The sequence below is a fragment of the Streptomyces sp. NPDC003248 genome (assembly GCF_055563235.1).
Map to the genome: position 1 here is coordinate 25,353 of NZ_JBVHDT010000005.1, position 25,815 is coordinate 51,167.

At 72.3% G+C, this 25,815-nt stretch carries 24 protein-coding genes; 17 read left to right on the forward strand and 7 right to left on the reverse strand.

Translation table 11 applies throughout. The features are described 5' to 3' along the window. Positions 1–87: 87 nt before the first annotated feature. From ald to ACZ3KJ_RS14120, 8 genes are all read left to right on the forward strand, one after another. Positions 88–1,212: an alanine dehydrogenase gene (gene ald, locus ACZ3KJ_RS14085; RefSeq protein WP_467526868.1), complete on the forward strand. Its 1,125-nt coding sequence runs from the start codon at positions 88–90 to the stop codon at positions 1,210–1,212. Positions 1,213–1,633: 421 nt separating this feature from the next. Continuing rightward, a complete protein-coding gene (locus ACZ3KJ_RS14090; RefSeq protein ID WP_389520039.1) occupies positions 1,634–2,770 on the forward strand; it encodes a ParA family protein in 1,137 nt (378 codons plus the stop codon). Beyond that, positions 2,755–3,339: a hypothetical protein gene (locus ACZ3KJ_RS14095; RefSeq protein WP_467526870.1), complete on the forward strand. Its 585-nt coding sequence runs from the start codon at positions 2,755–2,757 to the stop codon at positions 3,337–3,339. The genes ACZ3KJ_RS14090 and ACZ3KJ_RS14095 overlap by 16 nt, the downstream gene beginning before the upstream one ends. Positions 3,340–3,357: 18 nt before the next feature. Continuing rightward, complete coding sequence (locus ACZ3KJ_RS14100; protein WP_467526872.1) at positions 3,358–4,806, forward strand: segregation and condensation protein A; 1,449 nt, start codon at positions 3,358–3,360, stop codon at positions 4,804–4,806. Continuing rightward, positions 4,803–5,459: an SMC-Scp complex subunit ScpB gene (gene scpB, locus ACZ3KJ_RS14105; protein WP_467526874.1), complete on the forward strand. Its 657-nt coding sequence runs from the start codon at positions 4,803–4,805 to the stop codon at positions 5,457–5,459. Before ACZ3KJ_RS14100 ends, scpB begins: the two co-directional genes overlap by 4 nt. 18 nt (positions 5,460–5,477) lie before the next feature. Further along, complete coding sequence (locus tag ACZ3KJ_RS14110) at positions 5,478–6,545, forward strand: pseudouridine synthase (protein ID WP_467526875.1); 1,068 nt, start codon at positions 5,478–5,480, stop codon at positions 6,543–6,545. Between the two features lie 166 nt (positions 6,546–6,711). Continuing rightward, positions 6,712–7,434 carry an NUDIX hydrolase gene (locus tag ACZ3KJ_RS14115; protein ID WP_467527425.1) on the forward strand — a complete coding sequence of 241 codons (723 nt, stop codon included), beginning with the start codon at positions 6,712–6,714 and terminating at the stop codon, positions 7,432–7,434. Then, on the forward strand, positions 7,431–8,453 hold the full coding sequence (locus ACZ3KJ_RS14120; RefSeq protein ID WP_467526877.1) for an ADP-ribosylglycohydrolase family protein: 1,023 nt from the start codon (positions 7,431–7,433) through the stop codon (positions 8,451–8,453). The genes ACZ3KJ_RS14115 and ACZ3KJ_RS14120 overlap by 4 nt, the downstream gene beginning before the upstream one ends. A 1-nt stretch (position 8,454) precedes the next feature. On the opposite strand, the gene ACZ3KJ_RS14125 is transcribed toward ACZ3KJ_RS14120, so the two are convergent. Continuing rightward, positions 8,455–8,874, reverse strand: coding sequence for a Rieske (2Fe-2S) protein (locus ACZ3KJ_RS14125; protein WP_389520027.1), 420 nt, complete (start codon positions 8,872–8,874; stop codon positions 8,455–8,457). Between the two features lie 299 nt (positions 8,875–9,173). On the opposite strand from ACZ3KJ_RS14125, the gene aroH reads away from it, so the two are divergent. The 5 genes from aroH to der all read left to right on the forward strand — a co-directional run bounded on the left by aroH (position 9,174) and on the right by der (position 14,046). Beyond that, a complete protein-coding gene (gene aroH, locus ACZ3KJ_RS14130; protein WP_467526878.1) occupies positions 9,174–9,536 on the forward strand; it encodes a chorismate mutase in 363 nt (120 codons plus the stop codon). Further along, positions 9,533–10,618: a prephenate dehydrogenase gene (locus ACZ3KJ_RS14135; protein WP_389520023.1), complete on the forward strand. Its 1,086-nt coding sequence runs from the start codon at positions 9,533–9,535 to the stop codon at positions 10,616–10,618. The genes aroH and ACZ3KJ_RS14135 overlap by 4 nt, the downstream gene beginning before the upstream one ends. 481 nt (positions 10,619–11,099) lie before the next feature. Then, positions 11,100–11,786: a (d)CMP kinase gene (gene cmk, locus ACZ3KJ_RS14140; RefSeq protein ID WP_467526880.1), complete on the forward strand. Its 687-nt coding sequence runs from the start codon at positions 11,100–11,102 to the stop codon at positions 11,784–11,786. After that, complete coding sequence (locus ACZ3KJ_RS14145) at positions 11,744–12,445, forward strand: lysophospholipid acyltransferase family protein (RefSeq protein WP_389520019.1); 702 nt, start codon at positions 11,744–11,746, stop codon at positions 12,443–12,445. Before cmk ends, ACZ3KJ_RS14145 begins: the two co-directional genes overlap by 43 nt. A 122-nt stretch (positions 12,446–12,567) precedes the next feature. Then, positions 12,568–14,046 (forward strand): ribosome biogenesis GTPase Der, encoded by a 1,479-nt coding sequence (gene der / locus ACZ3KJ_RS14150; protein WP_467526882.1) that lies wholly within the window; start codon positions 12,568–12,570, stop codon positions 14,044–14,046. A gap of 67 nt (positions 14,047–14,113) precedes the next feature. Here the strand turns inward: der and ACZ3KJ_RS14155 are convergent, their stop codons facing one another. Together ACZ3KJ_RS14155 and ACZ3KJ_RS14160 are read right to left on the reverse strand one after the other, a co-directional pair. Further along, positions 14,114–14,518, reverse strand: a complete 405-nt coding sequence (locus tag ACZ3KJ_RS14155; RefSeq protein WP_389520016.1) for a hypothetical protein — start codon at positions 14,516–14,518, stop codon at positions 14,114–14,116. A 184-nt stretch (positions 14,519–14,702) separates the two neighbouring features. Beyond that, entirely contained in the window at positions 14,703–15,485 is a 783-nt protein-coding gene (locus ACZ3KJ_RS14160) for a hypothetical protein (protein ID WP_467526883.1), read from the reverse strand. A 519-nt stretch (positions 15,486–16,004) separates the two neighbouring features. On the opposite strand from ACZ3KJ_RS14160, the gene ACZ3KJ_RS14165 reads away from it, so the two are divergent. Then, on the forward strand, positions 16,005–16,766 hold the full coding sequence (locus ACZ3KJ_RS14165; RefSeq protein ID WP_467526885.1) for a transglycosylase family protein: 762 nt from the start codon (positions 16,005–16,007) through the stop codon (positions 16,764–16,766). 132 nt (positions 16,767–16,898) lie between these two features. Here ACZ3KJ_RS14165 and ctaD read toward each other — a convergent pair whose 3' ends face one another. Beyond that, positions 16,899–18,587 (reverse strand): aa3-type cytochrome oxidase subunit I, encoded by a 1,689-nt coding sequence (gene ctaD / locus ACZ3KJ_RS14170; protein ID WP_467526887.1) that lies wholly within the window; start codon positions 18,585–18,587, stop codon positions 16,899–16,901. Positions 18,588–19,004: 417 nt separating this feature from the next. On the opposite strand from ctaD, the gene ACZ3KJ_RS14175 reads away from it, so the two are divergent. Continuing rightward, complete coding sequence (locus tag ACZ3KJ_RS14175) at positions 19,005–19,220, forward strand: I78 family peptidase inhibitor (RefSeq protein ID WP_467526889.1); 216 nt, start codon at positions 19,005–19,007, stop codon at positions 19,218–19,220. 177 nt (positions 19,221–19,397) lie between these two features. Here the strand turns inward: ACZ3KJ_RS14175 and ACZ3KJ_RS14180 are convergent, their stop codons facing one another. Both ACZ3KJ_RS14180 and ACZ3KJ_RS14185 read right to left on the reverse strand, forming a co-directional pair. Next, the gene (locus ACZ3KJ_RS14180) at positions 19,398–20,402 is read right to left on the reverse strand and encodes a phosphatase PAP2 family protein (protein ID WP_467526891.1); all 1,005 of its coding nucleotides are present in this window, start codon (positions 20,400–20,402) and stop codon (positions 19,398–19,400) included. A gap of 239 nt (positions 20,403–20,641) precedes the next feature. Next, positions 20,642–21,880, reverse strand: coding sequence for a mannosyltransferase family protein (locus ACZ3KJ_RS14185; RefSeq protein ID WP_467526892.1), 1,239 nt, complete (start codon positions 21,878–21,880; stop codon positions 20,642–20,644). A 261-nt stretch (positions 21,881–22,141) separates the two neighbouring features. Here ACZ3KJ_RS14185 and ACZ3KJ_RS14190 point away from each other — a divergent pair, with 261 nt between their 5' ends. Both ACZ3KJ_RS14190 and ACZ3KJ_RS14195 read left to right on the forward strand, forming a co-directional pair. Continuing rightward, entirely contained in the window at positions 22,142–23,737 is a 1,596-nt protein-coding gene (locus ACZ3KJ_RS14190) for an MFS transporter (protein ID WP_467526893.1), read from the forward strand. Between the two features lie 79 nt (positions 23,738–23,816). Then, positions 23,817–25,004 carry an acyl-CoA dehydrogenase family protein gene (locus tag ACZ3KJ_RS14195; protein ID WP_467526894.1) on the forward strand — a complete coding sequence of 396 codons (1,188 nt, stop codon included), beginning with the start codon at positions 23,817–23,819 and terminating at the stop codon, positions 25,002–25,004. A 37-nt stretch (positions 25,005–25,041) separates the two neighbouring features. On the opposite strand, the gene ACZ3KJ_RS14200 is transcribed toward ACZ3KJ_RS14195, so the two are convergent. Beyond that, complete coding sequence (locus tag ACZ3KJ_RS14200; protein WP_385071007.1) at positions 25,042–25,479, reverse strand: cell division protein SepF; 438 nt, start codon at positions 25,477–25,479, stop codon at positions 25,042–25,044. Between the last annotated feature and the right edge of the window lie 336 nt (positions 25,480–25,815).

The following is a 25,815-nucleotide window of genomic DNA, read 5'->3' on the forward strand; positions in this document are numbered from 1 at the left end:
CCGCACGTTCTCCTGCGGTGTATCCCGGTGTGCCCGTTGCCTCCGGGTATCTGCTGCTATGCCCTACCCCCCTCTGAGCCAAGGACCGTGATCGACGTGAAGGTCGGCATCCCCCGCGAGGTCAAGAACAACGAGTTCCGGGTGGCCATCACCCCCGCCGGTGTGCACGAGCTGGTGCGCCACGGCCACCAGGTCGTCGTCGAGCGCAACGCCGGTGTCGGCTCGTCGATCACGGACGACGAGTACCTGGCCGCCGGCGCGCAGATCCTGGAGACGGCCGACGAGGTGTGGGCCGCCGCCGACCTGCTGCTGAAGGTCAAGGAGCCCATCGCCGAGGAGTACCACCGCCTCCGCAAGGACCAGACGCTCTTCACCTACCTGCACCTGGCCGCCTCCAAGGAGTGCACGGACGCCCTGCTGGAGTCCGGCACCACGGCGATCGCCTACGAGACCGTGGAGCTGGCGAACCGCGCGCTGCCGCTGCTCGCCCCGATGTCCGAGGTGGCCGGCCGGCTCGCCCCGCAGGTCGGCGCCTACCACCTGATGCGCGCCAACGGCGGGCGCGGTGTCCTGCCCGGCGGTGTCCCGGGTGTGCTGGCCGCCAGGGCCGTCGTCATCGGCGGTGGCGTCTCCGGCTGGAACGCCGCCCAGATCGCCATCGGCATGGGCTTCCACGTGACCCTGCTCGACAGGGACATCAACAAGCTCAAGGAGGCGGACAAGATCTTCGGCACGAAGATCCAGACGGTCGTCTCCAACGCCTTCGAACTGGAGAAGGCCTGCCTCGAGGCCGACCTCGTCATCGGCGCCGTCCTCATCCCGGGCGCCAAGGCCCCGAAGCTGGTCACCAACGAACTCGTCTCGCGCATGAAGCCGGGAAGTGTCCTTGTCGACATCGCGATCGACCAGGGCGGCTGCTTCGAGGACTCCCGGCCGACCACCCACGCCGAGCCGACCTTCCAGGTCCACGAATCGATCTTCTACTGCGTCGCCAACATGCCCGGCGCGGTCCCCAACACCTCCACCTACGCGCTCACCAACGCGACCCTGCCCTACATCGTCGAACTCGCGAACAAGGGCTGGGCGGAGGCGCTGCGCCGCGACGCCGCGCTGGCCAAGGGCCTCAACACCCATGACGGCAAGGTCGTTTACCGCGAGGTCGCCGAGGCGCACGGCCTGGAGCACGTGGAGCTCGACTCGCTCCTCGGCTGAGCCCGCCCGCCGGGCGCCTCGCCGCACGGCCAAGTCACCTTTTCGTAAAGGCGATACGTCAACTCGGCGCGTCAACCGCGCGCACCCGGCCGGACCTTGCCCGACAAGGTCCGGCCGGATGTGTGTATGGTCACTTTGCGATGCTCGGACAACTCGCCTCGAACGTAACTGTTCGACCGATTCGCACCCCGGTGAAACCTGCTGTGCGACGGCCGTACGCCCTTGACAGCGGGATGTTTCATTGCCGACACATCGGGCCGGGTCCGGCGGATTGTGTTGCTGCGGACGCCCGACACGCCATAGAGTCGCCAACCGTCGGCATGGTGCCACGCTGACCTTGTCTAGAAGTTTCCTGGTCACCAAGGAGGTAAGACGACTTGTGAATGAGTCGACATTTGCTCCCGGGGGTGGTCAACCAGGAATGCCTACGCGGGGCCAGGGCTCCACGGGGCTCGAGGCTGTCGGCTCCGTCGCTGTCCGAACCTTCGCAGCCCATCAGAGCCAGAGAAGCCCCCATACGGCTCTGTCAGCACACCAGAGCATGGATGGCCATCACGTGAACGCCATGGCCGGCGACGGAAGTGGCGCGCCCCACAACCATTTCGCCGACTACGACGAACTGCCCGACGGGCACTTCTACGACCCCGACGCCGAGTACGAGCCCGACCCGGAGTACGCGGCCACGCTCGCGCCCGACGCTGCCCGCCAGCGCCGCGAGCGCATCGGCCCGACCGGTCGCCCGCTGCCGTACTTCCCGATCCCGGGACCGCTGACGAACCACGGTCCCGCGACGATCATCGCGATGTGCAACCAGAAGGGCGGCGTCGGCAAGACCACGTCGACCATCAACCTGGGTGCCGCGCTCGCGGAGTACGGACGCCGGGTGCTGCTCGTGGACTTCGACCCGCAGGGCGCGCTGTCGGTCGGTCTCGGCGTCAACCCGATGGAGCTCGACCTCACCGTCTACAACCTGCTCATGGAGCGGGGCATGTCCGCGGACGAGGTGCTCCTGAAGACGGCGGTCCCCAACATGGACCTGCTGCCCAGCAACATCGACCTGTCCGCCGCCGAGGTCCAGCTGGTCTCCGAGGTCGCCCGCGAGTCCACGCTCCAGCGCGCCCTCAAGCCGCTGATGGACGACTACGACTACATCGTCATCGACTGCCAGCCCTCGCTCGGTCTGCTCACGGTCAACGCGCTGACCGCCGCGCACAAGGTGATCGTCCCGCTGGAGTGCGAGTTCTTCGCCCTGCGCGGTGTGGCGCTGCTGACCGAGACCATCGAGAAGGTCCAGGAACGGCTCAACCCGGAGCTGGAACTCGACGGGATCCTGGCCACCATGTACGACTCGCGCACCGTGCACAGCCGTGAGGTGCTCGCGCGGGTCGTCGAGGCGTTCGACGACCACGTCTACCACACGGTCATCGGGCGCACGGTCCGCTTCCCGGAGACCACGGTCGCCGGTGAGCCGATCACCACGTACGCCTCCAACTCCGTCGGCGCCGCCGCCTACCGCCAGCTCGCCAGGGAGGTGCTCGCCCGGTGTCACGCCGAGTGAGTCTGCCGGGGGCCGACGAACTCTTCCGTACGACAGGGGGGACGGCGCTCCAGCCGTCCGCACCCCGGCGCCAGGCCAACGGCGAGGCCCGGGTGCCCGCGCCGGCGGGCGAGAGCGACGCGGTGGCGGCCGCCTCCGGCGAGGACGTGCCGCAGGCGGTGCCCGCGCAGGGCGGCGACGGCGAGGGCGCCGAGCACGTGGCGGCGGACACCGAGCGGGCCGACGCCGGTGAGTCCCGCAGCCGGATCGCCGGCGCGGAGCGCTCCGCGCGGCGCCAGGAGGCGCCGGCAGGCTCCGCCGCGGCGGCCGCGGACGCCCAGCCGCGCAAGCGCGGGCGGTCGTCCGCGCGCCGGCCCAGCGGCCGGGAGCGGCACGACGAGAAGATCACGGTGTACGTCTCCGCCGAGGAGCTGATGGACCTCGAACACGCGCGTCTGGTGCTCCGCGGTGAGCACGGACTCGCCGTCGACCGCGGCCGCATCGTCCGCGAGGCGGTCGCCGTCGTCCTCGCCGACCTGGAGACCCGCGGGGACGCCAGCATCCTCGTACGACGGCTGCGCGGGCGGTAGCGGTAGCCTGCGGGGGCCATGACCTCGAAGGACGTTCCCGCTCCCGGCTCCGGCCCCGCCCCCGCAGCCGGTGGCCGTCGGCGCCCGCTGGGACGAGGACCGGGCGCGAACGGGCCGCGGCCCGAACCGGTGACGGGCCCCGAACCGGTGACAGGACCCGCCCGGCCGCCCGTACCGTCGACTCCGCCCGTGCCGTCCGCACCGCCGGTGCCGACGGCACCGGTCGGCCCGCCGGAGCCCGAGGCCGCGCCTGCCGGGGGGACGGCGGCCGGGGTGGAGGCCGTCGCGCCCGGGGCGGACGGGCGGCATGAAACGGGGGGCCCGGCGGAGACCGCCGGGCCGGGGGCGGACAGGACGGCTGAGAGCCTCGCGCAGAGCGCGGACGGGCGGGCCGAGGCCGCCGGACGGGAGGCGGACGGGTCCGCTGGGACCGTCGCGCCGGAGGCCGCCGTGGCGGGTGCCGGCGTACGTGTGGGGGCCATCGGCTCGGGAGACGCCGTGCCGGGTGCCGGCGCATCGGTGGGGACCATCGGCTCGGGGGACGCCGTGCCGGGTGCCGGTGGGCGGGCCGGGAGGGGCGCGGGCGAGGGTGCCGGGGTGGAGGTGGGTGGGCGGCGGCCCGGGGCGGTCGGGGCGGATGCCGGGGCGGCGGGTGCCGGCGGGGTCTTCCAGGTTCGGCTCGCCAACTTCGAGGGCCCGTTCGACCTGCTCCTCCAGCTGATCTCCAAGCACAAGCTGGACGTCACCGAGGTCGCGCTGTCGAAGGTCACCGACGAGTTCATGGCGTACATCCGGGCCATGGGGCCGGACTGGGACCTCGACCGGACGACCGAGTTCCTGGTCGTGGCCGCGACGCTGCTCGACCTGAAGGCGGCCCGGCTGCTGCCGCAGGCGGAGGTCGAGGACGAGGCGGACCTGGCGCTGCTGGAGGCCCGCGACCTGCTGTTCGCCCGGCTGCTCCAGTACCGCGCCTACAAGCAGGTCGCCGACATCTTCCACGGCAGGCTCCTCGAGGAGGCCCGCCGCCACCCCCGTACCGTCGGCCTGGAACCGCACCACGCCGAACTGCTGCCCGAGGTCGTCATCGGCATCGGCCTGGAAGGGTTCGCGAGGCTCGCGGTCAAGGCGATGCAGCCCAGGCCCAAGCCGCAGGTGTACGTCGACCACATCCACGCGCCCCTGGTCAGTGTGCGGGAGCAGGCCGGGATCGTGGTCGCGCGGCTGCGCGAGCTCGGCGAGGCCAGTTTCCGCACGCTCGTCGAGGACACCGGCGACACCCTCACCGTCGTGGCGCGCTTCCTGGCCCTGCTGGAGCTGTACCGGGAGAAGGCCGTCGCCCTCGACCAGGAGAGCGCGCTCGGCGAGCTGCTCGTGCGCTGGACGGGCGGGGAGGGCGACGCGGCACCGAGGGTGACCGACGAGTTCGACCGGCCGCCCGAGGAGCCGGAGAAGGAGAGGAAACCGTGAGCGAGGAGACCGCCGGGGTCCCGGCCGCGACGGGCACCGTCGCGGACCTCGACCTCAAGCCCGCCCTCGAAGCCGTCCTGATGGTGGTGGACGAGCCCGCGACCGAGGAGCACCTCGCGAAGATCGTGGAGCGCCCGCGCCGGCAGGTCGCGGACGCCCTGCGCGAGCTGGCCGACGAGTACACCGTGCAGCGGCGCGGCTTCGAGCTGCGGTTCGTGGCGGGCGGCTGGCGGTTCTGCACCCGCGCCGAGTACGCCCCGGCCGTCGAGCGCTTCGTCCTGGACGGGCAGCAGGCCCGGCTCACCCAGGCCGCGCTGGAGACCCTCGCCGTCGTCGCCTACCGCCAGCCGGTCAGCCGCAGCCGGGTCTCCGCGGTGCGCGGAGTGAACTGCGACGGTGTGATGCGCACCCTCCTCCAGCGCGGACTGGTCGAGGAGGCGGGCACGGAACCCGAAACAGGTGCGATCCTGTACGGGACGACGAACTACTTCCTGGAGCGGATGGGCCTGCGCGGTCTGGACGAGCTCCCGGAGCTCGCGCCCTTCCTCCCGGAGGCGGAGGCGATCGAGGCCGAGACCCAGGAAGGCGTACCGTCGTTCGATCCGGACGCCCCGGAGCCGGACGACGGTCCCCCGACGGACATGCCCGATTAGGACAACGACGGAACTTTGATGCGAAGCAGCGGCAGCGGTAGCGGCAAGAGCGGTGGGCGCGGTAACTACCGCGGAGCCGGCAACGACAGGGACCAGAAGCAGGGCCAGGGCCGTCCCCGCAAGCCCCGCCCCGAGGAGCGCCGCTACGACGTGGGCCCCGGCGCCTCCCCGGACGGCCCGAAGTCGGGGCGCGGCGGCGCGGCCCGCGGCGGCGCCAAGGGCGGCCCGAAGAGGCCCCAGCAGGGCGGCCGTACGGCTCCGGCGCGCTCGCGCGAGTACGAGACGCGTGCCGAGGAGCGCAACCGCGAGCGGTACGCGGGCAAGAAGGACATCAAGCTGCCGAAGACCTTCCCGGGCGCCGAGCAGGAGGGCGAGCGGCTCCAGAAGGTCCTCGCCCGCGCGGGCTACGGCTCCCGGCGCGCCTGCGAGGAGCTGATCGAACAGGCGCGGGTCGAGGTCAACGGCGAGATCGTCCTGGAGCAGGGCAAGCGGGTCGACCCGGAGAAGGACGAGGTCAAGGTCGACGGCCTGACCGTCGCGACGCAGTCGTACCAGTTCTTCTCGCTGAACAAGCCCGCCGGTGTGGTGTCGACCATGGAGGACCCGGAGGGACGGCAGTGCCTGGGTGACTACGTCACCAACCGCGAGACCCGGCTCTTCCACGTCGGCCGCCTCGACACCGAGACCGAGGGCGTCATCCTGCTCACCAACCACGGCGAGCTGGCCCACCGGCTGACCCACCCCAAGTACGGCGTGAAGAAGACCTACCTCGCGCACATCGTCGGCCCCATCCCGCGGGACCTGGGCAAGAAGCTCAAGGACGGCATCCAGCTGGAGGACGGCTACGCGCGCGCCGACCACTTCCGCGTCGTGGAGCAGACCGGCAAGAACTACCTCGTCGAGGTCACCCTGCACGAGGGCCGCAAGCACATCGTGCGCCGCATGCTGGCGGAGGCCGGCTTCCCGGTCGACAAGCTGGTGCGCACGGCCTTCGGCCCGATCACCCTGGGCGACCAGAAGTCGGGCTGGCTGCGGCGGCTGTCGAACACCGAGGTCGGCATGCTGATGAAGGAAGTCGAGCTGTAGGGCGCCCCGCCGCGCCCCGTGGAGCGGCCGGTCCGGGATCTGCGGACCGGCCGCTTTCCTGTGCCCGCACCTCGATTCTCTTGTGCCCGCACCGCCGATTTCTTGTGCCCGCACCTCCTGCCGGTTTATAGTCTTCAAGACTATTAAGATTAAGAGGGTGGGGTGGATGCAGGGCTACGACAAGCACGCCTTCGAACCCTTCGCCGTCACCGTCGACCTCGCCGTCCTCACCCTGCGCGCGGGCGCACTGCACGTCCTGCTCGTCGAGCGCGGGCAGGAGCCGTACGCCGGCCGGTGGGCCCTGCCCGGCGGCTTCCTGCTGCCGGACGAGTCCGCCGAGACCGCGGCCCGGCGCGAACTCGCCGAGGAGACCGGCCTCGCGGACGTCTCCGGACTCCACCTGGAGCAGCTGCGCACCTACAGCGAACCCGGCCGCGACCCGCGGATGCGGGTCGTCTCCGTCGCCTTCGCCGCACTGCTGCCCGACGCGCCCGAGCCGCACGGCGGCGGCGACGCGGCCCAGGCCCGCTGGCAGCCGTACGACCACGTGCGGGCGCTCGCCTTCGACCACGACCAAATCCTGGCCGACGCCCACGACCGGGTCGGCGCCAAACTCGAGTACACCTGCCTCGCCACCGCCTTCTGCCCGCCCGAGTTCACGCTCGGCGAGCTCCAGCGGGTCTACGAGACCGTGTGGGGCACGGGCCTGGACCGGCCCAATTTCCGCCGCAAGGTGCTCGCCACCCCGGGCTTCGTCGAGCCCGTCCCCGGCGGAGCCGCACGCCTGACCGGCGGCCGCGGCAAACCGGCCGCCCTCTACCGCGCCGGCACCGCCACCACCCTCCACCCGCCGCTGCTGCGACCGCCCCGGGAAGGACGCCCCGCATGACCACCACCACCGTCAGGAAACGCGCCGCGACCGGGTCCCTGGTGGGCCTCGCACTGGGGGACGCGCTCGGGTTCCCCACCGAGTTCCACGACGTCCCGTCGATCCTCGCCAAGTGCGGGCCGTGGCGTCAGATGGACCTGCCGGCGCGCGCCTTCGTCTCCGACGACACCCAGATGACGCTCGCCGTGGGACGCGCCCTGCGCACGGCCATGGACCGCGGTCTGCTGCTGCCGGAGCGGCTGGAGCAGCCGCTGCGCGCGGAGTTCGTGGACTGGTACCGGTCGCCCGAGAACAACCGGGCCCCCGGCCGGACCTGCCTGACCGCCTGCGGCCTGCTGGAGGACGACGGGCGCCCCTGGCAGGACGCCAGCCAGATCCACTCCAAGGGCTGCGGCGCCAACATGCGCGTCGCGCCCCTCGGCCTCGCCCCCGGCCTCAGCGACGAGCAGCGTGCCGGCGCCGCCCAGCTCCAGGCCGCCCTCACCCACGGCCACCCCACCGCGCTCGCCGCCTCCGACCTCACCGCCCACGCCGTACGGCTGCTCGCCCAGGGCGCCGAGCCGACGGGGCTGGTCGGGCTGCTGCGCTCGTACGCCTTGGAGAACCGGAGCCGCTACCACGAGCGCTGGCTCGGCGACCTGTGGACCCGGAGCCAGGACCCGACCCCGGAGCACTTCATCACGCGTGGCTGGGACGAGTGCCTGGCCGTCCTGGAGCGCCTCCGGGACGCCCTGCGCGCCCCCTCGCCCGAGACCGACCCCTGCCTGGCCACGGGGGAGGGCTGGATCGCCGAGGAGGCCCTGGCGACCGGTCTGCTGTGCTTCCTGCTCTTCCCCGACGAGCCGGTCACCGCCCTGCGCCGGGCCGCCTGCTCGTCCGGCGACTCCGACTCCGTCGCCTGCCTGGCGGGCGCCTTCGCGGGCGCCCACGCCGGAGCCGAGGCGTGGCCGACGCAGTGGGCGGACCGGATCGAGTACGGCGGGGAACTGGTGACCCTCGGGGCGCTCTGGGACCTCTGACCTACGCCAGCACGATGCTGTCGCCCTGGACCGTGATCCGCTCGGCGGGCAGGGGGGTGGTCGCCGGGCCGCCGGTCGGCGCGCCGTCGGAGATCTTGAAGCTGCTCCGGTGGCAGGGGCAGTTGATGGTGCCGTCGGCGACGCTCGCGACCGTGCACCCCTGGTGGGTGCAGACCGCCGAGAACGCCTTGAAGTCCCCCTCGGTCGGCTGCGTGACGACGACCTTCTCGTCCTTGAAGATCTTGCCGCCGCCGACGGGGATGTCGGCCGTCCGCGCCAGCACCTGGGCGTCGCCCACCGCGGCCGAGGACGTGGTGGCGGAGGCGGAGCCGCCGTTGTCGTCGTTGTCGCTACAGCCGACGGCGAGCGCCGCCGCGCCCGTCGCGAGGAGAACCGTCCGGCGCGAGGCGGTGTGGGTCATGTCGTCACTCCGAGGATGCGGAAGAACCAGAGGTGAGGGGGCCGGCCGACGGTGTCCGGGTACGGACGGCCCCAGGGGATCAGCGATGCGGGATCGGCGATGCGGGATCGGCGATTCAGGAAAGACTGCCACAAAACACTCCTGCGGCCTGTCAGATCCACGCCCGGCGTGCGGCGGCGTATCGAGACATCGCCCCTGCGCACGCCGTCTCAGCGGGCGGGCGCGGCGCACCGCCGGGGCCCGGCCTGACTACGCTGGACGCGAAGAGCCGAGACGTACGGGAAACAAGGAGCGGTGCCGTGGCGGTACGAGCGGTCCGGGGAGCGGTCCAGCTGGAGCGGGACGAGGCCGGACACATGGACGAGCAGGTCGGGGCCCTGCTCACCGCCATCATGGAGCGGAACTCCCTCGGCGCCGACGACCTGATCAGCATCTGGTTCACGGCCACGCCCGACCTGCACAGCGACTTCCCGGCGGCCGCGGCCCGCAAGCTCGGCATCGTCGACGTCCCGCTGATCTGCGCCCAGGAACTCGACATCCGGGGCGCCATGCCGCGGGTGGTCCGCGTCCTCGCGCACATCGAGTCCGACCGGTCCCGCGCCGACATCAACCACGTCTACCTCGGTGCCGCCGCGGCCCTGCGCAAGGACATCGCCCAGTGAGGACCGCGCTCGTCATCGGAACCGGGCTCATCGGCACCTCCGCGGCCCTGGCCCTCGCCCAGCGCGGCGTCGTCGTCCACCTGGACGACCACGACCCCGAACAGGCCCGTACGGCGGCCGCGCTGGGGGCCGGCACCGACGAGGCCCCCGACGGTCCCGTCGACGTCGCGATCGTCGCCGCCCCGCCCGCCCATGTCGCCGGCGTGCTCGCCGACGCCATGCGCCGGGGAGTGGCCCGCGGCTACCTCGACGTGGCCAGCGTCAAGGGCGGGCCGCGCCGCGAACTGGAGGCCCTCGGCCTCGACCTCTCGGCCTACCTCGGCACGCACCCCATGTCGGGCCGGGAGAAGTCCGGACCGCTGGCCGCGAGCGGCGACCTCTTCGAGGGCCGCCCGTGGGTGCTCACCCCGACCCGGGACACCGACACCGAGGTGCTCAACCTCGCCCTGGAACTGGTCTCGCACTGCCGGGCCGTCCCCGTCGTCATGGACGCGGACGCCCACGACCGGGCGGTCGCCCTGGTCTCCCACATGCCCCACCTGCTGTCCAGCCTGGTCGCCGCCCGCCTGGAGCACGCCGAGGAGGCCGCCGTACGGCTGTGCGGCCAGGGCATCCGGGACGTGACCCGCATCGCCGCCTCCGACCCCCGGATGTGGATCGACATCCTGTCCGCGAACCCCGGGCCGGTCGCCGACCTGCTCACCGACGTCGCCGCCGACCTGGAGGAGACCGTCCGGGCGCTGCGGGCCCTTCAGTCCGCCGACGACGACAAGCGCCGCACGGGCGCCGACGGCATCGAGTCCGTCCTGCGCCGCGGCAACGCCGGGCAGGTCCGCGTCCCGGGCAAGCACGGGTCCGCGCCGCGGGTGTACGAGGTCGTCGCGGTGCTGATCGACGACCAGCCCGGGCAGCTGGCCCGCATCTTCGCCGACGCGGGGCTGGCCGGGGTCAACATCGAGGACGTGCGGATCGAGCACGCGACGGGGCGGCAGGCCGGTCTGGTGCAGTTGATGGTCGAGCCGAAGAGCGCGGTGGTGCTGGCGGCGGCGTTGCGGGAGCGGGGCTGGGCGATCCGGCAGTAGGGGGCCCTGCTTGCCGGACCGCCGAGCCGGGGGCTGCCGCCCCCGGGCCCCCGCTTCGGCCCTGAACGGGCCTCGTCCTCAAACGCCGGACGGGCTGGAGATGCGAGCCCTCGCCGGGAGGTGCCGTCGGGCGGGTGGAGGTGCGAGCCTTCGCCGGGAGGTGCCGTCGGGCGGGTGGAGGTGCGAGCCTTCGCCGGGAGGTGCCGTCGGGCGGGTGGAGGTGCGAGCCTTCGCCGGGGGGTGTCGTTGGACGGGCTGGAGGTGCGAGCCTTCGCCGGGGGGTGTCGTTGGACGGGCTGGAGGTGCGAGCCTTCGCCGGGAGGTGCCGTCGGGCGGGGGAGGCGTCGGCCCTCGCCAGGGAGGTGCTGCGTGGTGCCGTCGGGCCCTGTGCGGCCGGACGAGTGACCCGCACCCAGTAACCTTGTGCGGGGCACAGTGTCGCCCCGCAGCCCACCGCCTCGCACCAGGAAGGTGTCCCCCCGTGGAAAACGGCGCCGCCCAGCCCGTGATTGTCGCCATCGACGGCCCCTCCGGAACGGGCAAGTCGAGCACGTCGAAGGCCGTGGCCACGCAGCTCGGCCTGAGCTACCTGGACACCGGGGCGCAGTACCGGGCGATCACGTGGTGGATGGTGCACAACGGGATCGACATCGAGGACCCCTCGGCGATCGCCGCCGTCGCGGGCAAGCCGGAGATCGTCTCCGGCACCGACCCGCTGGACCCGACGATCACGGTGGACGGCACCGACGTGTCCGGGCCGATCCGTACCCAGGAGGTCACCTCCCGGGTGAGCGCGGTCAGCGCGGTCCCGGAGGTGCGGACCCGGATCACGGAGCTCCAGCGGTCGCTGGCGTCCTCGGCCGAGCGAGGGATCGTCGTCGAGGGGCGTGACATCGGCACCACCGTGCTGCCGGACGCCGACCTGAAGATCTTCCTCACCGCCTCGCCCGAGGCCCGCGCCGCCCGCCGCAGCGGCGAGCTGAAGGGCGCGGACGTCAACGCCACCCGCGAGGCGCTGATCAAGCGCGACGCGGCCGACTCCTCCCGCAAGACCTCGCCGCTCGCCAAGGCGGACGACGCCGTCGAGGTGGACACCACCGAGCTGACGCTGGCCCAGGTCATCGAGTGCGTCGTCACCCTCGTCGAGGAGAAGCGGGCCGCGCGGTGAGCGAGCTGCCTTCCGAGCGGGGCGCGGAGGTCGGGCGGCGCATCGGCGTCGGCCTGATGTACGGGCTGTGGCGGCCGCGGGTGCTGGGGGCCTGGAAGGTGCCGGCGGCCGGCCCGGTGATCTTCGCCGTCAACCACTCCCACAACATCGACGGCCCGATGGTGATGGGCGTGGCGCCCCGGCCGACGCACTTCCTGATCAAGAAGGAGGCGTTCGTCGGCCCCCTCGACCCCTTCCTGACCGGCATCGGCCAGCTGAAGGTGGACCGCGACACCACCGACCGCACGGCGATCACCCGCGCGCTGGGCGTGCTGGAGAGCGGCGGGGTCCTGGGGATCTTCCCGGAGGGCACCCGGGGCGAGGGCGACTTCGCCTCCCTGCGCGCCGGCCTCGCCTACTTCGCGGTGCGCAGCGGGGCGCCGATCGTGCCCGTCGCCGTTCTGGGAAGCTCTGAGCGGCGCGGACGGTTGATGAAGGGGCTGCCCCCGCTGCGCTCCCGCGTCGACGTCGTCTTCGGCGACCCGTTCGAGGCGGGCGACGGCAGCGGACGGCGTACGCGCAAGGCGCTGGACGAGGCCACCGAGCGCATCCAGAAGCACCTGGCCGCGCACCTGGAGCACGCCAGACGGCTCACCGGCCGGCGGACGGCCGGGGACTAGCGGGCAGCGGGCCGAGAACGCCGGGCACCCGCACGGGCGCCGGGCGACACCGAGTAGTGGACCGACCGGGGAAAACGGGCGGTCCACCGACCACCACGAATGAACGACGAGGTACGGACTTCATGAACGACCACATCCAGCCCGACGGCTCGGACGCCTTCGAGCACGATCACGGGGCGCTCGGCGACGCCGAGTACGCGGAGTTCATGGAGCTCGCCGCGGTCGAGGGCTTCGACCTCGAGGACGTCGAGGGCGCCATCGAGGCGGCCGGTCACGGGCCGCTGCCCGTGCTCGCCGTCGTCGGCCGCCCGAACGTCGGCAAGTCGACCCTGGTGAACCGGATCATCGGGCGCCGCGAGGCCGTCGTCGAGGACAAGCCCGGCGTCACCCGGGACCGCGTCACCTACGAGGCCGAGTGGGCGGGCCGCCGCTTCAAGGTCGTCGACACCGGCGGCTGGGAGCAGGACGTCCTCGGCATCGACGCCTCCGTCGCCGCGCAGGCCGAGTACGCGATCGAGGCCGCCGACGCCGTCGTCTTCGTCGTCGACGCCAAGGTCGGCGCCACCGACACCGACGAGGCGGTCGTCCGGCTGCTGCGCAAGGCCGGCAAGCCGGTCGTGCTGTGCGCCAACAAGGTCGACGGCCCCAGCGGCGAGGCCGACGCGGCCTACCTGTGGAACCTGGGCCTGGGCGAACCGCACCCCGTCTCCGCGCTGCACGGCCGCGGCACCGGCGACATGCTGGACGCCGTCCTGGAGGCGCTGCCGGAGGCGCCCGAGCAGAGCTTCGGCACGGTCGTCGGCGGCCCCCGCCGTATCGCGCTCATCGGCCGTCCGAACGTCGGCAAGTCCTCGCTGCTGAACAAGGTCGCCGGTGAGGAGCGCGTCGTCGTCAACGAGCTGGCGGGCACCACCCGTGACCCGGTCGACGAGCTGATCGAGCTGGGCGGCGTCACCTGGAAGTTCGTCGACACGGCCGGCATCCGCAAGCGGGTCCACCTCCAGCAGGGCGCCGACTACTACGCCTCGCTGCGGACCGCGGCCGCCGTGGAGAAGGCCGAGGTGGCCGTGATCCTCATCGACGCCTCCGAGACCATCTCGGTCCAGGACCAGCGCATCGTCACCATGGCGGTCGAGGCGGGCCGCGCGATCGTCCTCGCCTACAACAAGTGGGACACCCTCGACGAGGAGCGCCGCTACTACCTGGAGCGGGAGATCGAGACCGAGCTGGCCCAGGTCTCCTGGGCGCCCCGGGTGAACGTCTCGGCGCGCACCGGACGGCACATGGAGAAGCTGGTCCCCGCGATCGAGACGGCCCTGAACGGCTGGGAGACCCGGGTCCCCACCGGCCGTCTGAACGCCTTCCTCGGCGAGCTGGTCTCGGCCCACCCGCACCCGATCCGGGGCGGCAAGCAGCCGCGCATCCTCTTCGGCACCCAGGCCGGCACCAAGCCGCCGCGGTTCGTGCTGTTCGCCTCCGGCTTCATCGAGGCGGGCTACCGGCGGTTCATCGAGCGCCGGCTGCGGGAGGAGTTCGGCTTCGAGGGCACCCCGATCCACATCTCGGTGCGGGTGCGCGAGAAGCGCGGCAAGAAGAAGTGACACGACGTCCGGAGGGCGGCACCCGCAACGGGGTGCCGCCCTCCGGACGTCCTGTGGACCGCCGTGCTCACAGGCCTCTTCGCGGCGCCGGGGGCAGGGCCGCCGGGACGTGGTGCGTTCCCGAGGGCGCGTGCTGCCGGCCCACCGGACCGAGAGGCCCGACCCGCTGCCACTGCGACTGCTGCCCGAGTCCGCTGCGCGCACTGTGCGCGCCCGCGCTGTAGGCGCTGTAGGTGCTGGTGTACGCGCTGCTGAACGACCCCGTACTGTGCGGGATGTTCCCGAAGGCCGTGAACCCCAGATCGTCCTCCCCGCTGCGGTCCCCGGGCAGTGAACGGAACGACTTGACGTACTCGGCGTAGAGCGCGTCGTAGATCGGTGTGGCCGAGGGGCCGCCCTGGGGTTCGTGTACCGGCCGCGCGGACGGGAGCGACTGGTAGGCCTGGCGGCGCGGAACGTCGTAGGTGTGCACGTATGTCCAAACGAGGCCGGGCGGGAAGGGATGCGGCCGGGCGGCGCCCCGAAGGAGCGCGCGGCCGCGTCGATGTGCGGCCCGCCGCGCGGGCGCGACGGGCCGCGGACCTCCCGCGCGGGCGCGACGGGCCGCGGGCCTCCCGCGGTCGCCGGTCGCCGGCAGCTCCCCGTCGCGGTGGTGCTCAGGTGCCCGCGAGGGGCAGCGCCGCCCCGACCAGCTTGCCGCCGGCCGCCGCCCGGTCCAGCGCGTCCCGCAGCAGGTCCTCCCGCGGCTGGCGGCCGATCGACCCCACCGGCGCCGCGAACATCAGCACCTGCTGGTGCTTGTTGGCGGCCGCCCGCCACCCCTCCGTCACCTGGAGCGGCTGGTGCGCCTGCCACCACGCGACCGGCTGGCCGCCGCCCGCCGAGGGCTGGAGCACCGCGTGCAGCTGGCCCATCGCCAGCAGCACCGACCAGCCGTGCTGCACCGGCGGCACCTCGGACAGCTCGGTCAGCGGCATGAAGCCCTGCTCGATGAGGAGCGGCAGGAAGTCGTCGCCGGCGCCCGTCGTGCCGGGGCGCGCGATGGGGGAGGTCGGCTCGACGACCAGGGCCGGGTGCAGCTCTCCCGCGATCAGGACGAGTCCGCTGGTGACGCCCAGCACGGCCTGCTCGGGCACGACCTTCGCGGGGTCCAGGTCGACGGTGTCGCCGCTGATCGAGCGCACGGCTCCCTGGAGCTGCTCCTCGGTCACCTGGACGACCTGGGAGGGCAGGCAGGTGGCGTGGGCGAAGGCGAGGACCGCGGTCTCGTCCCCGATGAACAGGACGGTGCTGGTGCGCTCGTGCTCGGAGTCGCCCGGGGTGCGGCAGGACGTGCAGTCGTAACTGCCCGGGGCGTTCTCTCCGGCGAGCAGCCGGTTGGCTTCTTCGTCGCCGATCTCGGCGCGTACCTCGTCGCTGACGTCGAGCATGCGCGGCACGGGTGACTCCCTCGGAAAGCGGTGCGTTGGCAGGGCCGGGTGGCTCCCGGCTCATGAAGAAGACAACGGGCGATCTGTGGCCAGGGTCACGCTGCCCGGTGAACGGAATCGCATCGCCCTGCGCGTACGGTCACGACCTGTGCGGAATCGGACACTCACTGTCAAGTCCGAAGTGCCGTAGGGAAGTTGGTTCCGTGAGGTGGGCCACAGTCCGGCGGGGGTGCGGGTCGACAAATCCGGAAATCGGCGTATGAAGTGGGTGGCCGGATTTCGTCGCTACCGGCGGTAACGGGCAACTGGCCTGGAGGAACGGGACGTTGCTTGATAACGGTTCGTCAAAATCCCTACATTCCTCCGCCGTGTGCACAGAGCACCGCTCGGGTACGTCCGCCGGCCGCGCAGAGCCAGACATCGCGCAGCACGACCGCCGGCGGACGGGACGGAGCACGACGACCGCGCGACCGCGCGGACGTCCGCGCCCCGTTCGGGGGGAGCCCGGGTCCGTAGAGAGGGATCTTCATGTCCGAATGTGCCGACAACACCCGCGCCGACCACCGCGTCGACACCCGCGCCGGCAAGGCGCGGACCACGGCTGTCCTCACCGGGGCGGCGCTTCTCGCCCCCCTCGGCCTGCTGGCCGCGACGGGCAACGCCGCGGCGGCGGACAGCGGGGTGTGGGACCGCATCGCCCAGTGCGAGAGCGGCGGCAACTGGCACATCAACACCGGCAACGGCTACTACGGCGGGCTCCAGTTCTCCGCCTCCACCTGGCGCGCGTACGGCGGCACCGCCTACGCGCCCACCGCCGACCGGGCCACCCGGGAGCAGCAGATCTCCGTCGCCACCGAGGTCCAGCGGGCGCAGGGGTGGGGCGCGTGGCCCACCTGCTCGGCGCGCGCCGGGGCGTCCGGCGGCGCACCTGACGCTCCTGCGTCCGGTTCGGGCTCCTCGACGTCGTCCGGCGAGACGGAGTCGGGCTCGTCGGCGTCGGGTTCGTCGGCGTCGGGTTCGTCGGCGTCGGGTTCGTCGGCGTCGGGCTCGACCGGGTCCGGCTCGTCCGCAGGAGGCTCCGGTGAGACGTCGGCGACGGCGTCCGGCCGCTCGGCGGACCGCGCCTCCCGCGGTGGCTCCGGCGGCGACTACACGGTCCGCGCGGGGGACACGCTCAGCACCGTCGCCGCCCGGCACGGCACCACCTGGCAGCGGATCTACGCCGCCAACCGGGCCGCCATCGGCGGAAATCCCGATCTGATCATGCCGGGCCTGCGCCTGGACCTCTGACCCGGCCCCGCGCCGACGGCCCCACCCGGTACGAACCGCCGGGTGGGGCCGCCCGCCGTCGTGCGGGAAGGGCGGGGCGCGGCCGTGCCCCCGGGTCCTGACCTCCCCGCGCGCGGACCGTGCGCGGGGAGGTCAGGACGCCCCGCGGGCCTGGTGCTTCTTCGGCTCGGGCTGCGGGATCCCGGCCGCGTACTCCGGGTGGTGGAGGTCGAACGCCGGGGCCTCCGAGCGGATCCGGGGCAGCGCGGTGAAGTTGTGCCGGGGCGGCGGGCAGGAGGTCGCCCACTCCAGGGAGCGGCCGTAGCCCCAGGGGTCGTCGACCTCGACCTTCCGGCCGTACTTGGCGGTCTTCCAGACGTTGTAGAGGAACGGCAGCGTCGACAGGCCGAGCAGGAACGCGCCGATCGTGGAGACGGTGTTCAGGGCGGTGAAGCCGTCCGCGGCCAGGTAGTCCGCGTACCGGCGGGGCATGCCCTCCGCGCCCAGCCAGTGCTGCACCAGGAACGTGGTGTGGAAGCCGACGAACAGCGTCCAGAACTGGATCTTGCCGAGCCGCTCGTCGAGGAGCTTGCCGGTGAACTTGGGCCACCAGAAGAAGAACCCCGCGAAGATCGCGAAGACGACGGTGCCGAAGACGACGTAGTGGAAGTGCGCCACCACGAAGTACGAGTCGGTGACGTGGAAGTCCATCGGCGGCGACGCCAGGATCACCCCGGTCAGGCCGCCGAAGAGGAATGTCACCAGGAAGCCCGTCGCCCACAGCATCGGCGTCTCGAAGGACACCGACCCCTTCAGCATGGTGCCGGTCCAGTTGAAGAACTTCACCCCCGTCGGCACCGCGATCAGGAACGACATGAAGGAGAAGAACGGCAGCAGCACGGCGCCGGTCGCGAACATGTGGTGGGCCCACACCACCACCGAGAGGCCGGTGATCGCCATCGTCGCCCCGACCAGCGTGAGGTAGCCGAAGATCGGCTTGCGGCTGAAGACCGGGATGATCTCCGTGATGATCCCGAAGAACGGCAGCGCGATGATGTACACCTCGGGATGGCCGAAGAACCAGAAGAGGTGCTGCCACAGCAGCGCGCCGCCGTTGGCCGCCTGGAACACCTGCGAGCCGAACCGCCGGTCCGACTCCAGCACCAGCAGCGCCGCCGCGAGCACCGGGAACGCCATCAGGATCAGGATCGACGTGAACAGCGTGTTCCAGGTGAAGATCGGCATCCGGAACATCGTCATGCCGGGCGCGCGCATCCCGATGATGGTGGCGATGAAGTTGACCGCGCCGAGGATCGTGCCGAACCCGGCCAGCGCCAGGCCCATGATCCACAGGTCCGGGCCGAGGCCGGGGGAGTGGGCGGCGTCGTTGAGCGGCGCGTAGGCGAACCAGCCGAAGGCGGCCGGTCCGTCCGGGATCAGCAGCGAGCCCAGCACGATCAGACCGCCGAACAGGAACAGCCAGTACGAGAGCATGTTCAGCCGGGGGAAGGCCACGTCCGGGGCGCCGATCTGCAACGGCATCAGCTCGTTGGCGAAGCCCGCGAAGCTCGGCGTCGCGAAGAGCAGCAGCATGATCGTGCCGTGCAGGGTGAAGAGCTGGTTGAACTGGTCGTTGTCGACGATCTGGAGTCCGGGCCGGGCCAGCTCGGCCCGCATGATCAACGCCATCGCACCACCGACCAGGAAGAACGCGAACGACGTGATCAGGTAGAGGTGCCCGATCTTCTTGTGGTCGGTGGTGGTCAGCCAGTCGACGACCACCCGGCCGCCCCGTCTGGCCCGCACGGCTCGTGCCGTCGCCGGTACGGTCTCCGTCCCCATCCCTCTAGCCCTTCGCTCGTCGCCCCGGGCCCGCCGTCGCCCGCGCCGCACGGGTGCCCGCCGGTCGCCGCCATGATGCTCGCGCCGCCGCTCGCGCCGACAGGGGGCGTGCGGAGGCCGTGTGCGGGAACAGTGTATTTCCTATGGAATGCGAGCTCTCTCGGTGCGGTGCGGGAGGGGAATGGAACGGGTTCCGGGGACGGTTCTCCGGGAACTTTCGGACGGGTTATTCGAGGGGTCCGGACGACACGCGGGAATTACGTTCGAATGTGCGCGGAAGGCGTAGTGAACCGCTCGTACGTGTGACGGACAGACACCGAAACGCCTGTCGTGGTCCTGTGACAGAAGTGTGACCGGAGTGATCCACATCTCGGTTCCGGGGTTCCGGGGACGGCCTCCTCGGCCTAGCGTGGCGGTATGGCACCGATTCCCGCTCCGCAGGCGGAGCCCCAGGACGATCCGGACGGATATGTCGGCCTCGAGGCCGCGCGCGCCGAGCGGCTCGCCCGGGACCGGGGGTGGTCGACCGTGCGCTCGCTGGAGCCCGGGACGGTCATCACCATGGAGTACCGGGTGGGCCGGCTGAACTTCGAGGTGCGGGGCGGGCGCGTCAGCCGGGCCTGGAAGGGCTGAGGGGCCCGGCGGGGTTTCCGTCGCCCTCCCGCCGTGTCCCTTCGCCTGCCTGCCTGACGCGCCTGCCGCGCCCGCCCCGCCGCGACGACGAGGGCCCCGGCTCCTGGGAACAGGAACCGGGGCCCTCGGGGTGCGGTGCGGGGCGGGTCCGTGCGTACCGGGAAGCCCCGCGGCCGGTCAGCCGCCCGTCAGCGGGCGGGCCGGGGACGTGGTCGTACCGCGCGGCAGCCGGTCGGAGTGCGGTGGGCGGCGGCTGCCGACGGGGGTGACCGGGGTGCGCTCCGAGCGGACCGTGTGCGGGCCGGGGGCGAGGTAGACCGGCGTCCGCGGGGAGCGGGCCGCGGTGGTCTCGTCCTGGGACGCGGCGCGCGGCTTGAGCGGCACGGGCACCGGGACCGGGGCGGGTACGGGCACCGTACCGGCGTGGCGGTCGCGCCAGTGGTCGCGCAGGGTGAGGATCCACGCCTCGGCGCGGGCGATGAGCGGCTCGAACCAGGGCAGTGCCAGCAGGATCAGCAGGCCGGCGGCCCAGCCGAGGACCACGTCGCTCAGCCAGTGCGTACCGAGGTAGACCGTGGCCAGCCCGACGCCGAGGGAGGTGACCGCGGAGAGGGCGGACAGCCAGCGGCGGGCTCTCGGCGTGGAGGCCAGATAGGCCAGGATTCCCCAGGTCACGACCGCGTTGGCGGTGTGGCCGCTGGGGAATATATCGCCGCCCAGGCCCATCTCGTTCGAGCCGATGGTGGTGGCGTAGTGCGGTCCGAGGCGGCCCATGCCGATCTTCGCGGCGCCGACGGTGACGTTCAGCAGCAGCAGTGAGGTGCCGAGGGTGAGGAGCGGGCGCAGGGTGTGCTGGCGCCAGGATCTCCAGCCGAGCCAGGCGGCCACCATCACGGCGGTCGGGCCGCGCTGGCCGAGGACCACGTAGTAGTCGACGAACCAGTGGATTTCCGACCACTGCTGGTACGGCCGGAAGAACATGACCTGCCAGTCGAGGCGGACCAGCCACGAGGTGATCACCACGAGCCACACGATCGCCAGGTAGAAGGCGAAGGTCGCGGCGAACAGCGCGACCCGGTGCCTGCTCATCCTCGGCACGTCGATGTGGGTCGGCCGTTCCGGCTCGCGGTCCAGCCTGGCGAACACCCGGTCCAGACGGGTGAGGTTTTGTTCGGTACGCACCCAATCGACGTTACAGCGAGTGAGCTCAGTTCTCGGCCGAATCCACGGGTTTGTGATGACGATGTGATGTGGGATTGCTCTCAGGGCGGCTCTTATTCCTCCGGATTCCGCAATCCGCCCGTGCCGTTCCCTTCAATTCCTTTGATCATTCTGGGGGGTAGTTTTAGGGAACTTATGAATGGGTTCACCGAATGGCGGCCCCTCCATTCACTGCGCGCTCACTGACGGTACGGAGTCGATCATGGGGGACCGGAGCCGTTCAGCCACCACGCCCCGTAGAGCGCCGACGCCACCGCGAGACCCGTCACCACCAGCGCGGACCGCGGCGCCCGCCACCGGGCGAGGGCCAGGGCGACGGGGAACAGCAGGGGGAACGCGGGCAGCAGCAGACGGGGTTTCGAGCCGAAGTAACTCGACGCGCAGAGCGCGAGCGCCAGGACCGCACCCGTGTACACCAGCAGCGGAAGCGGCTGGCGCTGCCGTACACAGACGGCGTACAGCAGGAGGAGCAGGGCCACGCCGGCGATCAGTCCCAGACCGGCGACGGCCGATGGAATTGACGTGAACTTGTCCATGATGAAGCGGGCGAAGGCGTGCCCGCCGTCGAAGCCGTTGCGCCAGCCCGCCTGGACGTCGAGATAGCCGAGGGGGCCCCGGCCGGTGCGGTGGCCCACCCAGAGCACGTAGCCGGCCGTCCCGAGGGGGGCGAGGAGAAGACCGAGGGCGCGTCTCGCCCTGTATGCGCCCCCAGTGGTGCGTTCGCGCCGGGTGAGGGGGTGGGGGGAAGGCCGAGGGGCGCGCACCTCGGCACGCGCGCTCGCCACAAGCTCCGCGCTCCGGTGTCCCCCGAACGAGAGCGCACCGGCCGTCCACACCGCCGCGACCACGGCGAGCCCGACCGGCCGGGTCAGACCCGCCAGCGCCGCCAGCACGCCCGCGCTCACCCAGCGGCCGGTGAGCACCGCGTACAGCGACCAGGCGGCGAGCGCGGTGAACAGCGACTCGCTGTACGCCATCGACTGCACCACCCCGACCGGCAGCACCGCCCAGAGCAGCACCGCGCAGACGCCCGCCCGGCGCCCGTACCGCAGGTCGGCGACCGCGAAGATCCCCCAGGCAGCGGCGAGCGAGGCGACCAGGGAGACGGCGAGACCGGCCCCGGCGTACGACAGCGGCGTCACCGCGTGCAGCAGGCGCTCCAGCCACGGCAGCAGCGGGAAGAAGGCCAGGTCGGAGTGCACGTCACGGGGGGGCAGACGCACCTCGTAGCCGTATCCGCGCTCGGCGACCCGCGTGTACCACAGCGCGTCCCAGCGTGCCGTCAACAACGTGTACGCGCTCTTGTCCCGCGCGGCGCTCCACACGGCGAGGGCGAGCAGCCCCAGGGCGCGGACGGCCGCGTACCCCGCCAGGGCCGGGGCCGCCCGGCGCAGGGCGGCGGAGCCGGGGAGCGCCCCGCGCGTTCCAAGATCGGTCACGGGCCCGATTATCGGCCGGGCGCGCCGGGGCGGGGCGCGCCGGAGCGCCCGGGACGGTGGAAGGAGTGGTGTACGCCACACGGGTTCCCCGGAGGTCTGAGAGGTCCGCCACGTGGACGAGCCGCGAACTCGCGTACGCTGCGTGTCTCTCGCCGTTCGGCTGCGCGCGGGCCGGGGGACACCGCCTCCCTCCGGCCGCGTCGCGGGGAGTCCCCGCCCCGCGAGCCCGCCGAACCCGAGGAACACCTGGGAGGTACGTACATGTCCGGGACGACCACGGCCGCCGTCGGGCTGCGCCGTCGGGCGGCCGGGGCCGGTGCCAACCGCTGGATCGTGCTCGTGGTCCTGTGCGTCAGCCTGCTGCTGGTCGCCGTCGACGCGACCGTGCTGCACGTCGCGGTGCCCGCCGTCACCGAGGACCTCCGGCCCGGGGCCATCGAACTGCTCTGGATCGTCGACACCTATCCGCTCGTCTGCGCCTCGCTGCTGATCCTCTTCGGCACGCTCGGCGACAAGGTGGGCCGCAGACGCGTGCTGCTGCTCGGATACGGCCTGTTCGGCGTCGCCTCCGCGCTGGCCGCGCTCGCGGGGAGCGCCGAGGTGCTCATCGTGGCGCGGGCGCTCCTCGGGGTCGGCGGTGCGATGATCATGCCGGCGACGCTGTCGATCCTGCGGCAGGTCTTCCCCGACCGGCGGGAGCGGGCGGTCGCGATAGGCGTCTGGAGCGCGGTGGCCGCGGTCGGCGCGGCGGTGGGACCGCTGCTCGGGGGCTTCCTGCTGGAGCACTTCTGGTGGGGTTCGGTCTTCCTGGTCAACATTCCGCTGATGCTGGTCAGCCTGCCGGTGGGGCGCCTGCTGCTGCCGGAGTCGCGCGGCGCGGGGGACGGGCCGTGGGACGTCGTCGGCGCGCTGATGGCCGCCGTCGGCCTGTTCTGCGTCGTGCTGGGCGTGAAGCGGCTGGGCGGCGGGGAGGCCGACGCGCTCACCGCGGTGCCGCTGCTCGCGGGCGCCGCGCTGCTGACGCTGTTCGTACGGCGGCAGCGGCGGCGCGCGCATCCCCTGGTGGACCTGCGGATGTTCGCCCGGCCGGCGTTCAGTACGTCGGTGGGGTGCATCGTGCTGGCGATGCTGGCGCTGGTGGGTCTGGAGCTGATCGCGGCGCAGTACCTGCAACTGGTGCTGGGGCTGTCCCCGCTCCAGACCGGGCTGCGGCTGCTGCCGCTGACCGTCGCGGCGATGGCGGCGGGGCTGGCCGGGGCGCGGCTGCTGCGGCGGTTCGGGCCGCGGCGGATGGTGTGCGGCGGGTTCTGCCTCACGGCGGCCGCGGTGGTGACGCTGACCGCGATGGGCGGCACGGACGACGCGGGGCTGCTGCTGTTCGGGTTCGTGCTGCTCGGCCTCGGGCTGGAGACGACGCTGTTCGGGGCGTACGAGTCGATGCTGAGCGAGGCCCCGCCGGAGCGGGCCGGCGGGGCGGCCGCGATCGGGGAGACCTCGTACCAGCTGGGGGCCGGGATCGGGATCGCCCTGCTGGGCAGCGTCATGAACGCGGCGTACGCGCCCGGGCTGTCCTCGGTGCCGGGGGTGCCGGCCGCGGACTCCGCCGCGGCGGGGCATTCGCTCGGCGAGGCGTACGAGGTGGCCGGCCGGCTCGGGGGAGCGGCGGGCGACGCCCTGCGGCGCACGGCCCGGGACTGCTTCGTGCACGGGCTGCACGTCACGCTGCTGGTGAGCGCGGGGCTGCTGTTGCTGGGGGCGGTGATGGCGCTGCGGTTGCCGCGGGCCATGCAGGACGAGACCCCGCCGGTGGAGCTGCCCGGCCCCCGGGAGGCCGCGGAGGCCCGCGTCACGGCGTGACGCCCGGGGGAGAACGCCGTAACGTGGGGCGCCGGAGTCCGTGACTAGCGGTGCTAGTTTTCCTGTTCCGGAGGGTTCGATGTCCGTTTCCGCCCTGCCCCCGTTCGACCCCGCCGACCCGCTCGGCCTCGACGACCTGCTGACGGACGAGGACCGCGCCGTCCGGGACACCGTGCGGGCGTGGGCCGCGGACCGGGTGCTGCCGCACGTGGCCGGGTGGTACGAGACGGGGGAGCTGCCCGAGATCCGGGAGCTGGCGCGTGAACTCGGCGCCATGGGCGCCCTCGGGATGTCGCTCCAGGGGTACGGGTGCGCCGGGGCGAGCGCCGTGCAGTACGGGCTGGCGTGCCTGGAGCTGGAGGCCGCCGACTCCGGGATCCGGTCGCTGGTCTCGGTGCAGGGGTCCCTCGCCATGTACGCCGTGCACCGCTTCGGCAGCGAGGAGCAGAAGCGGACGTGGCTGCCGCGGATGGCCTCCGGTGAGGTCATCGGGTGCTTCGGGCTGACCGAGCCCGATCACGGATCCGACCCCGGCTCCATGCGGACGTACGCCAAGCGGGACGGCTCCGACTGGATCCTCACCGGGCGGAAGATGTGGATCACCAACGGGTCCGTCGCCGGCGTCGCCGTGGTGTGGGCCCGGACCGAGGAAGGGGTCCGGGGCTTCGTCGTGCCCACCGGTGTCCCGGGTTTCTCCGCGCCCGAGATCAAGCACAAGTGGTCCCTGCGGGCCAGTGTCACCAGCGAGCTCGTGCTCGACGACGTGCGGCTGCCCGCCGACGCGGTCCTGCCCGGGGTGGTCGGGCTGAAGGGCCCGCTCAGCTGTCTGTCGCACGCCCGCTACGGGATCGTGTGGGGGGCGATGGGCGCGGCGCGCGCCTGCTTCGAGGCCGCCGTCGCGTACGCGCGGACGCGGGAGCAGTTCGGGCGGCCGATCGGGGGGTTCCAGCTCACCCAGGCCAAGCTCGCCGACATGGCGGTCGAACTGCACAAGGGGATCCTGCTCGCCCATCACCTGGGGCGGCGGATGGACGCCGGCCGCCTGCGTCCCGAGCAGGTCAGCTTCGGTAAGCTCAACAACGTACGGGAGGCGATCGAGATCTGCCGGACGGCGCGGACGGTCCTGGGCGCCAACGGGATCTCCCTGGAGTACCCCGTCATGCGGCACGCGACCAACCTGGAGTCGGTCCTCACCTACGAGGGCACCGTCGAGATGCACCAGCTCGTGCTGGGCAAGGCGCTCACCGGACTCGACGCCTTCCGCTGAGCCCCGAGGGGGGGCAGGGCCGGTGAACGGCCCTGCCTCAGCTCTGGTTGAAGAAGCCGTCCGTGCGGCGCGCGGCCGGGTCGCCGTTGACGATCTCCGTGTCGGCCGGGGTGAGAAGGAACACACGGGTCGACACCCGCTCGATCGAACCGCGCAGACCGAAGATCAGCCCGGCCGCGAAGTCGACCACGCGCTTGGCGTCGCCGGCCTCCATGGCCGTCAGGTTCATGATGACCGGGACCCCCTCGCGGAACAGCTCGCCGATCACCCGCGCGTCCCGGAAGCCGTCCGGGGTCACCGTGCCGATCCGCCGGCCCTTCTCCTCGGCCGTGTCGGCGGCGACCCTCACCCGGGGGTCGGTGACCCAGGCGTCCCCGGAGTCGGTCCCCTCGGAATAGTCGTCGTCGTAGTAACGCTCGTCATCGTTGTCGTCGACGAGGCCAAGCCAGGCACTCGCCTTGCGTACCGATCCCATGGACGCCTCCTCTCACAGCGGTCTTTCTTCCGTTCCGCTTCCCCATGGTCGTCCATGATGCGGATGTCGCGCCAAGTGGATAGACGCCGCGCGGGGGGTTTGTGACGGTACTGGTGCACAGCCGATCCGTCGAGAGTCCGTGTGCCCCAAGGGTCCCGCCCCACACGGCTGCTGACTGAGAGTGAAATATGATTCTTCACGGCGTACGAGTGAGGGGCGGGCCGTGCGGGTGAATCGGGCGGTGCCGCTCCGGTGTGATGATCCGTCGATACGATGCGGCGGCGCGCTGCGGTTCACGGTGGTTCTCCGCAGGTCGTCGCAGCTCAACGTCGTACG

What these genes read in the sequence shown, in the direction of transcription:
- ACZ3KJ_RS14090 (WP_389520039.1), top strand. Translation starts at nt 1,634, where the DNA reads ATGCCTACGCGGGGCCAGGGCTCCACGGGGCTCGAGGCTGTCGGCTCC.
- ACZ3KJ_RS14190 (WP_467526893.1), top strand. Translation starts at nt 22,142, where the DNA reads ATGTCCGGGACGACCACGGCCGCCGTCGGGCTGCGCCGTCGGGCGGCC.
- ctaD (WP_467526887.1), bottom strand. Translation starts at nt 18,587, where the DNA reads ATGGGGACGGAGACCGTACCGGCGACGGCACGAGCCGTGCGGGCCAGA.
- ACZ3KJ_RS14100 (WP_467526872.1), top strand. Translation starts at nt 3,358, where the DNA reads ATGACCTCGAAGGACGTTCCCGCTCCCGGCTCCGGCCCCGCCCCCGCA.
- der (WP_467526882.1), top strand. Translation starts at nt 12,568, where the DNA reads ATGAACGACCACATCCAGCCCGACGGCTCGGACGCCTTCGAGCACGAT.
- ACZ3KJ_RS14115 (WP_467527425.1), top strand. Translation starts at nt 6,712, where the DNA reads ATGCAGGGCTACGACAAGCACGCCTTCGAACCCTTCGCCGTCACCGTC.
- ACZ3KJ_RS14195 (WP_467526894.1), top strand. Translation starts at nt 23,817, where the DNA reads ATGTCCGTTTCCGCCCTGCCCCCGTTCGACCCCGCCGACCCGCTCGGC.
- ACZ3KJ_RS14165 (WP_467526885.1), top strand. Translation starts at nt 16,005, where the DNA reads ATGTCCGAATGTGCCGACAACACCCGCGCCGACCACCGCGTCGACACC.
- ACZ3KJ_RS14175 (WP_467526889.1), top strand. Translation starts at nt 19,005, where the DNA reads ATGGCACCGATTCCCGCTCCGCAGGCGGAGCCCCAGGACGATCCGGAC.
- ACZ3KJ_RS14200 (WP_385071007.1), bottom strand. Translation starts at nt 25,479, where the DNA reads ATGGGATCGGTACGCAAGGCGAGTGCCTGGCTTGGCCTCGTCGACGAC.
- ACZ3KJ_RS14120 (WP_467526877.1), top strand. Translation starts at nt 7,431, where the DNA reads ATGACCACCACCACCGTCAGGAAACGCGCCGCGACCGGGTCCCTGGTG.
- ACZ3KJ_RS14110 (WP_467526875.1), top strand. Translation starts at nt 5,478, where the DNA reads ATGCGAAGCAGCGGCAGCGGTAGCGGCAAGAGCGGTGGGCGCGGTAAC.
- ACZ3KJ_RS14125 (WP_389520027.1), bottom strand. Translation starts at nt 8,874, where the DNA reads ATGACCCACACCGCCTCGCGCCGGACGGTTCTCCTCGCGACGGGCGCG.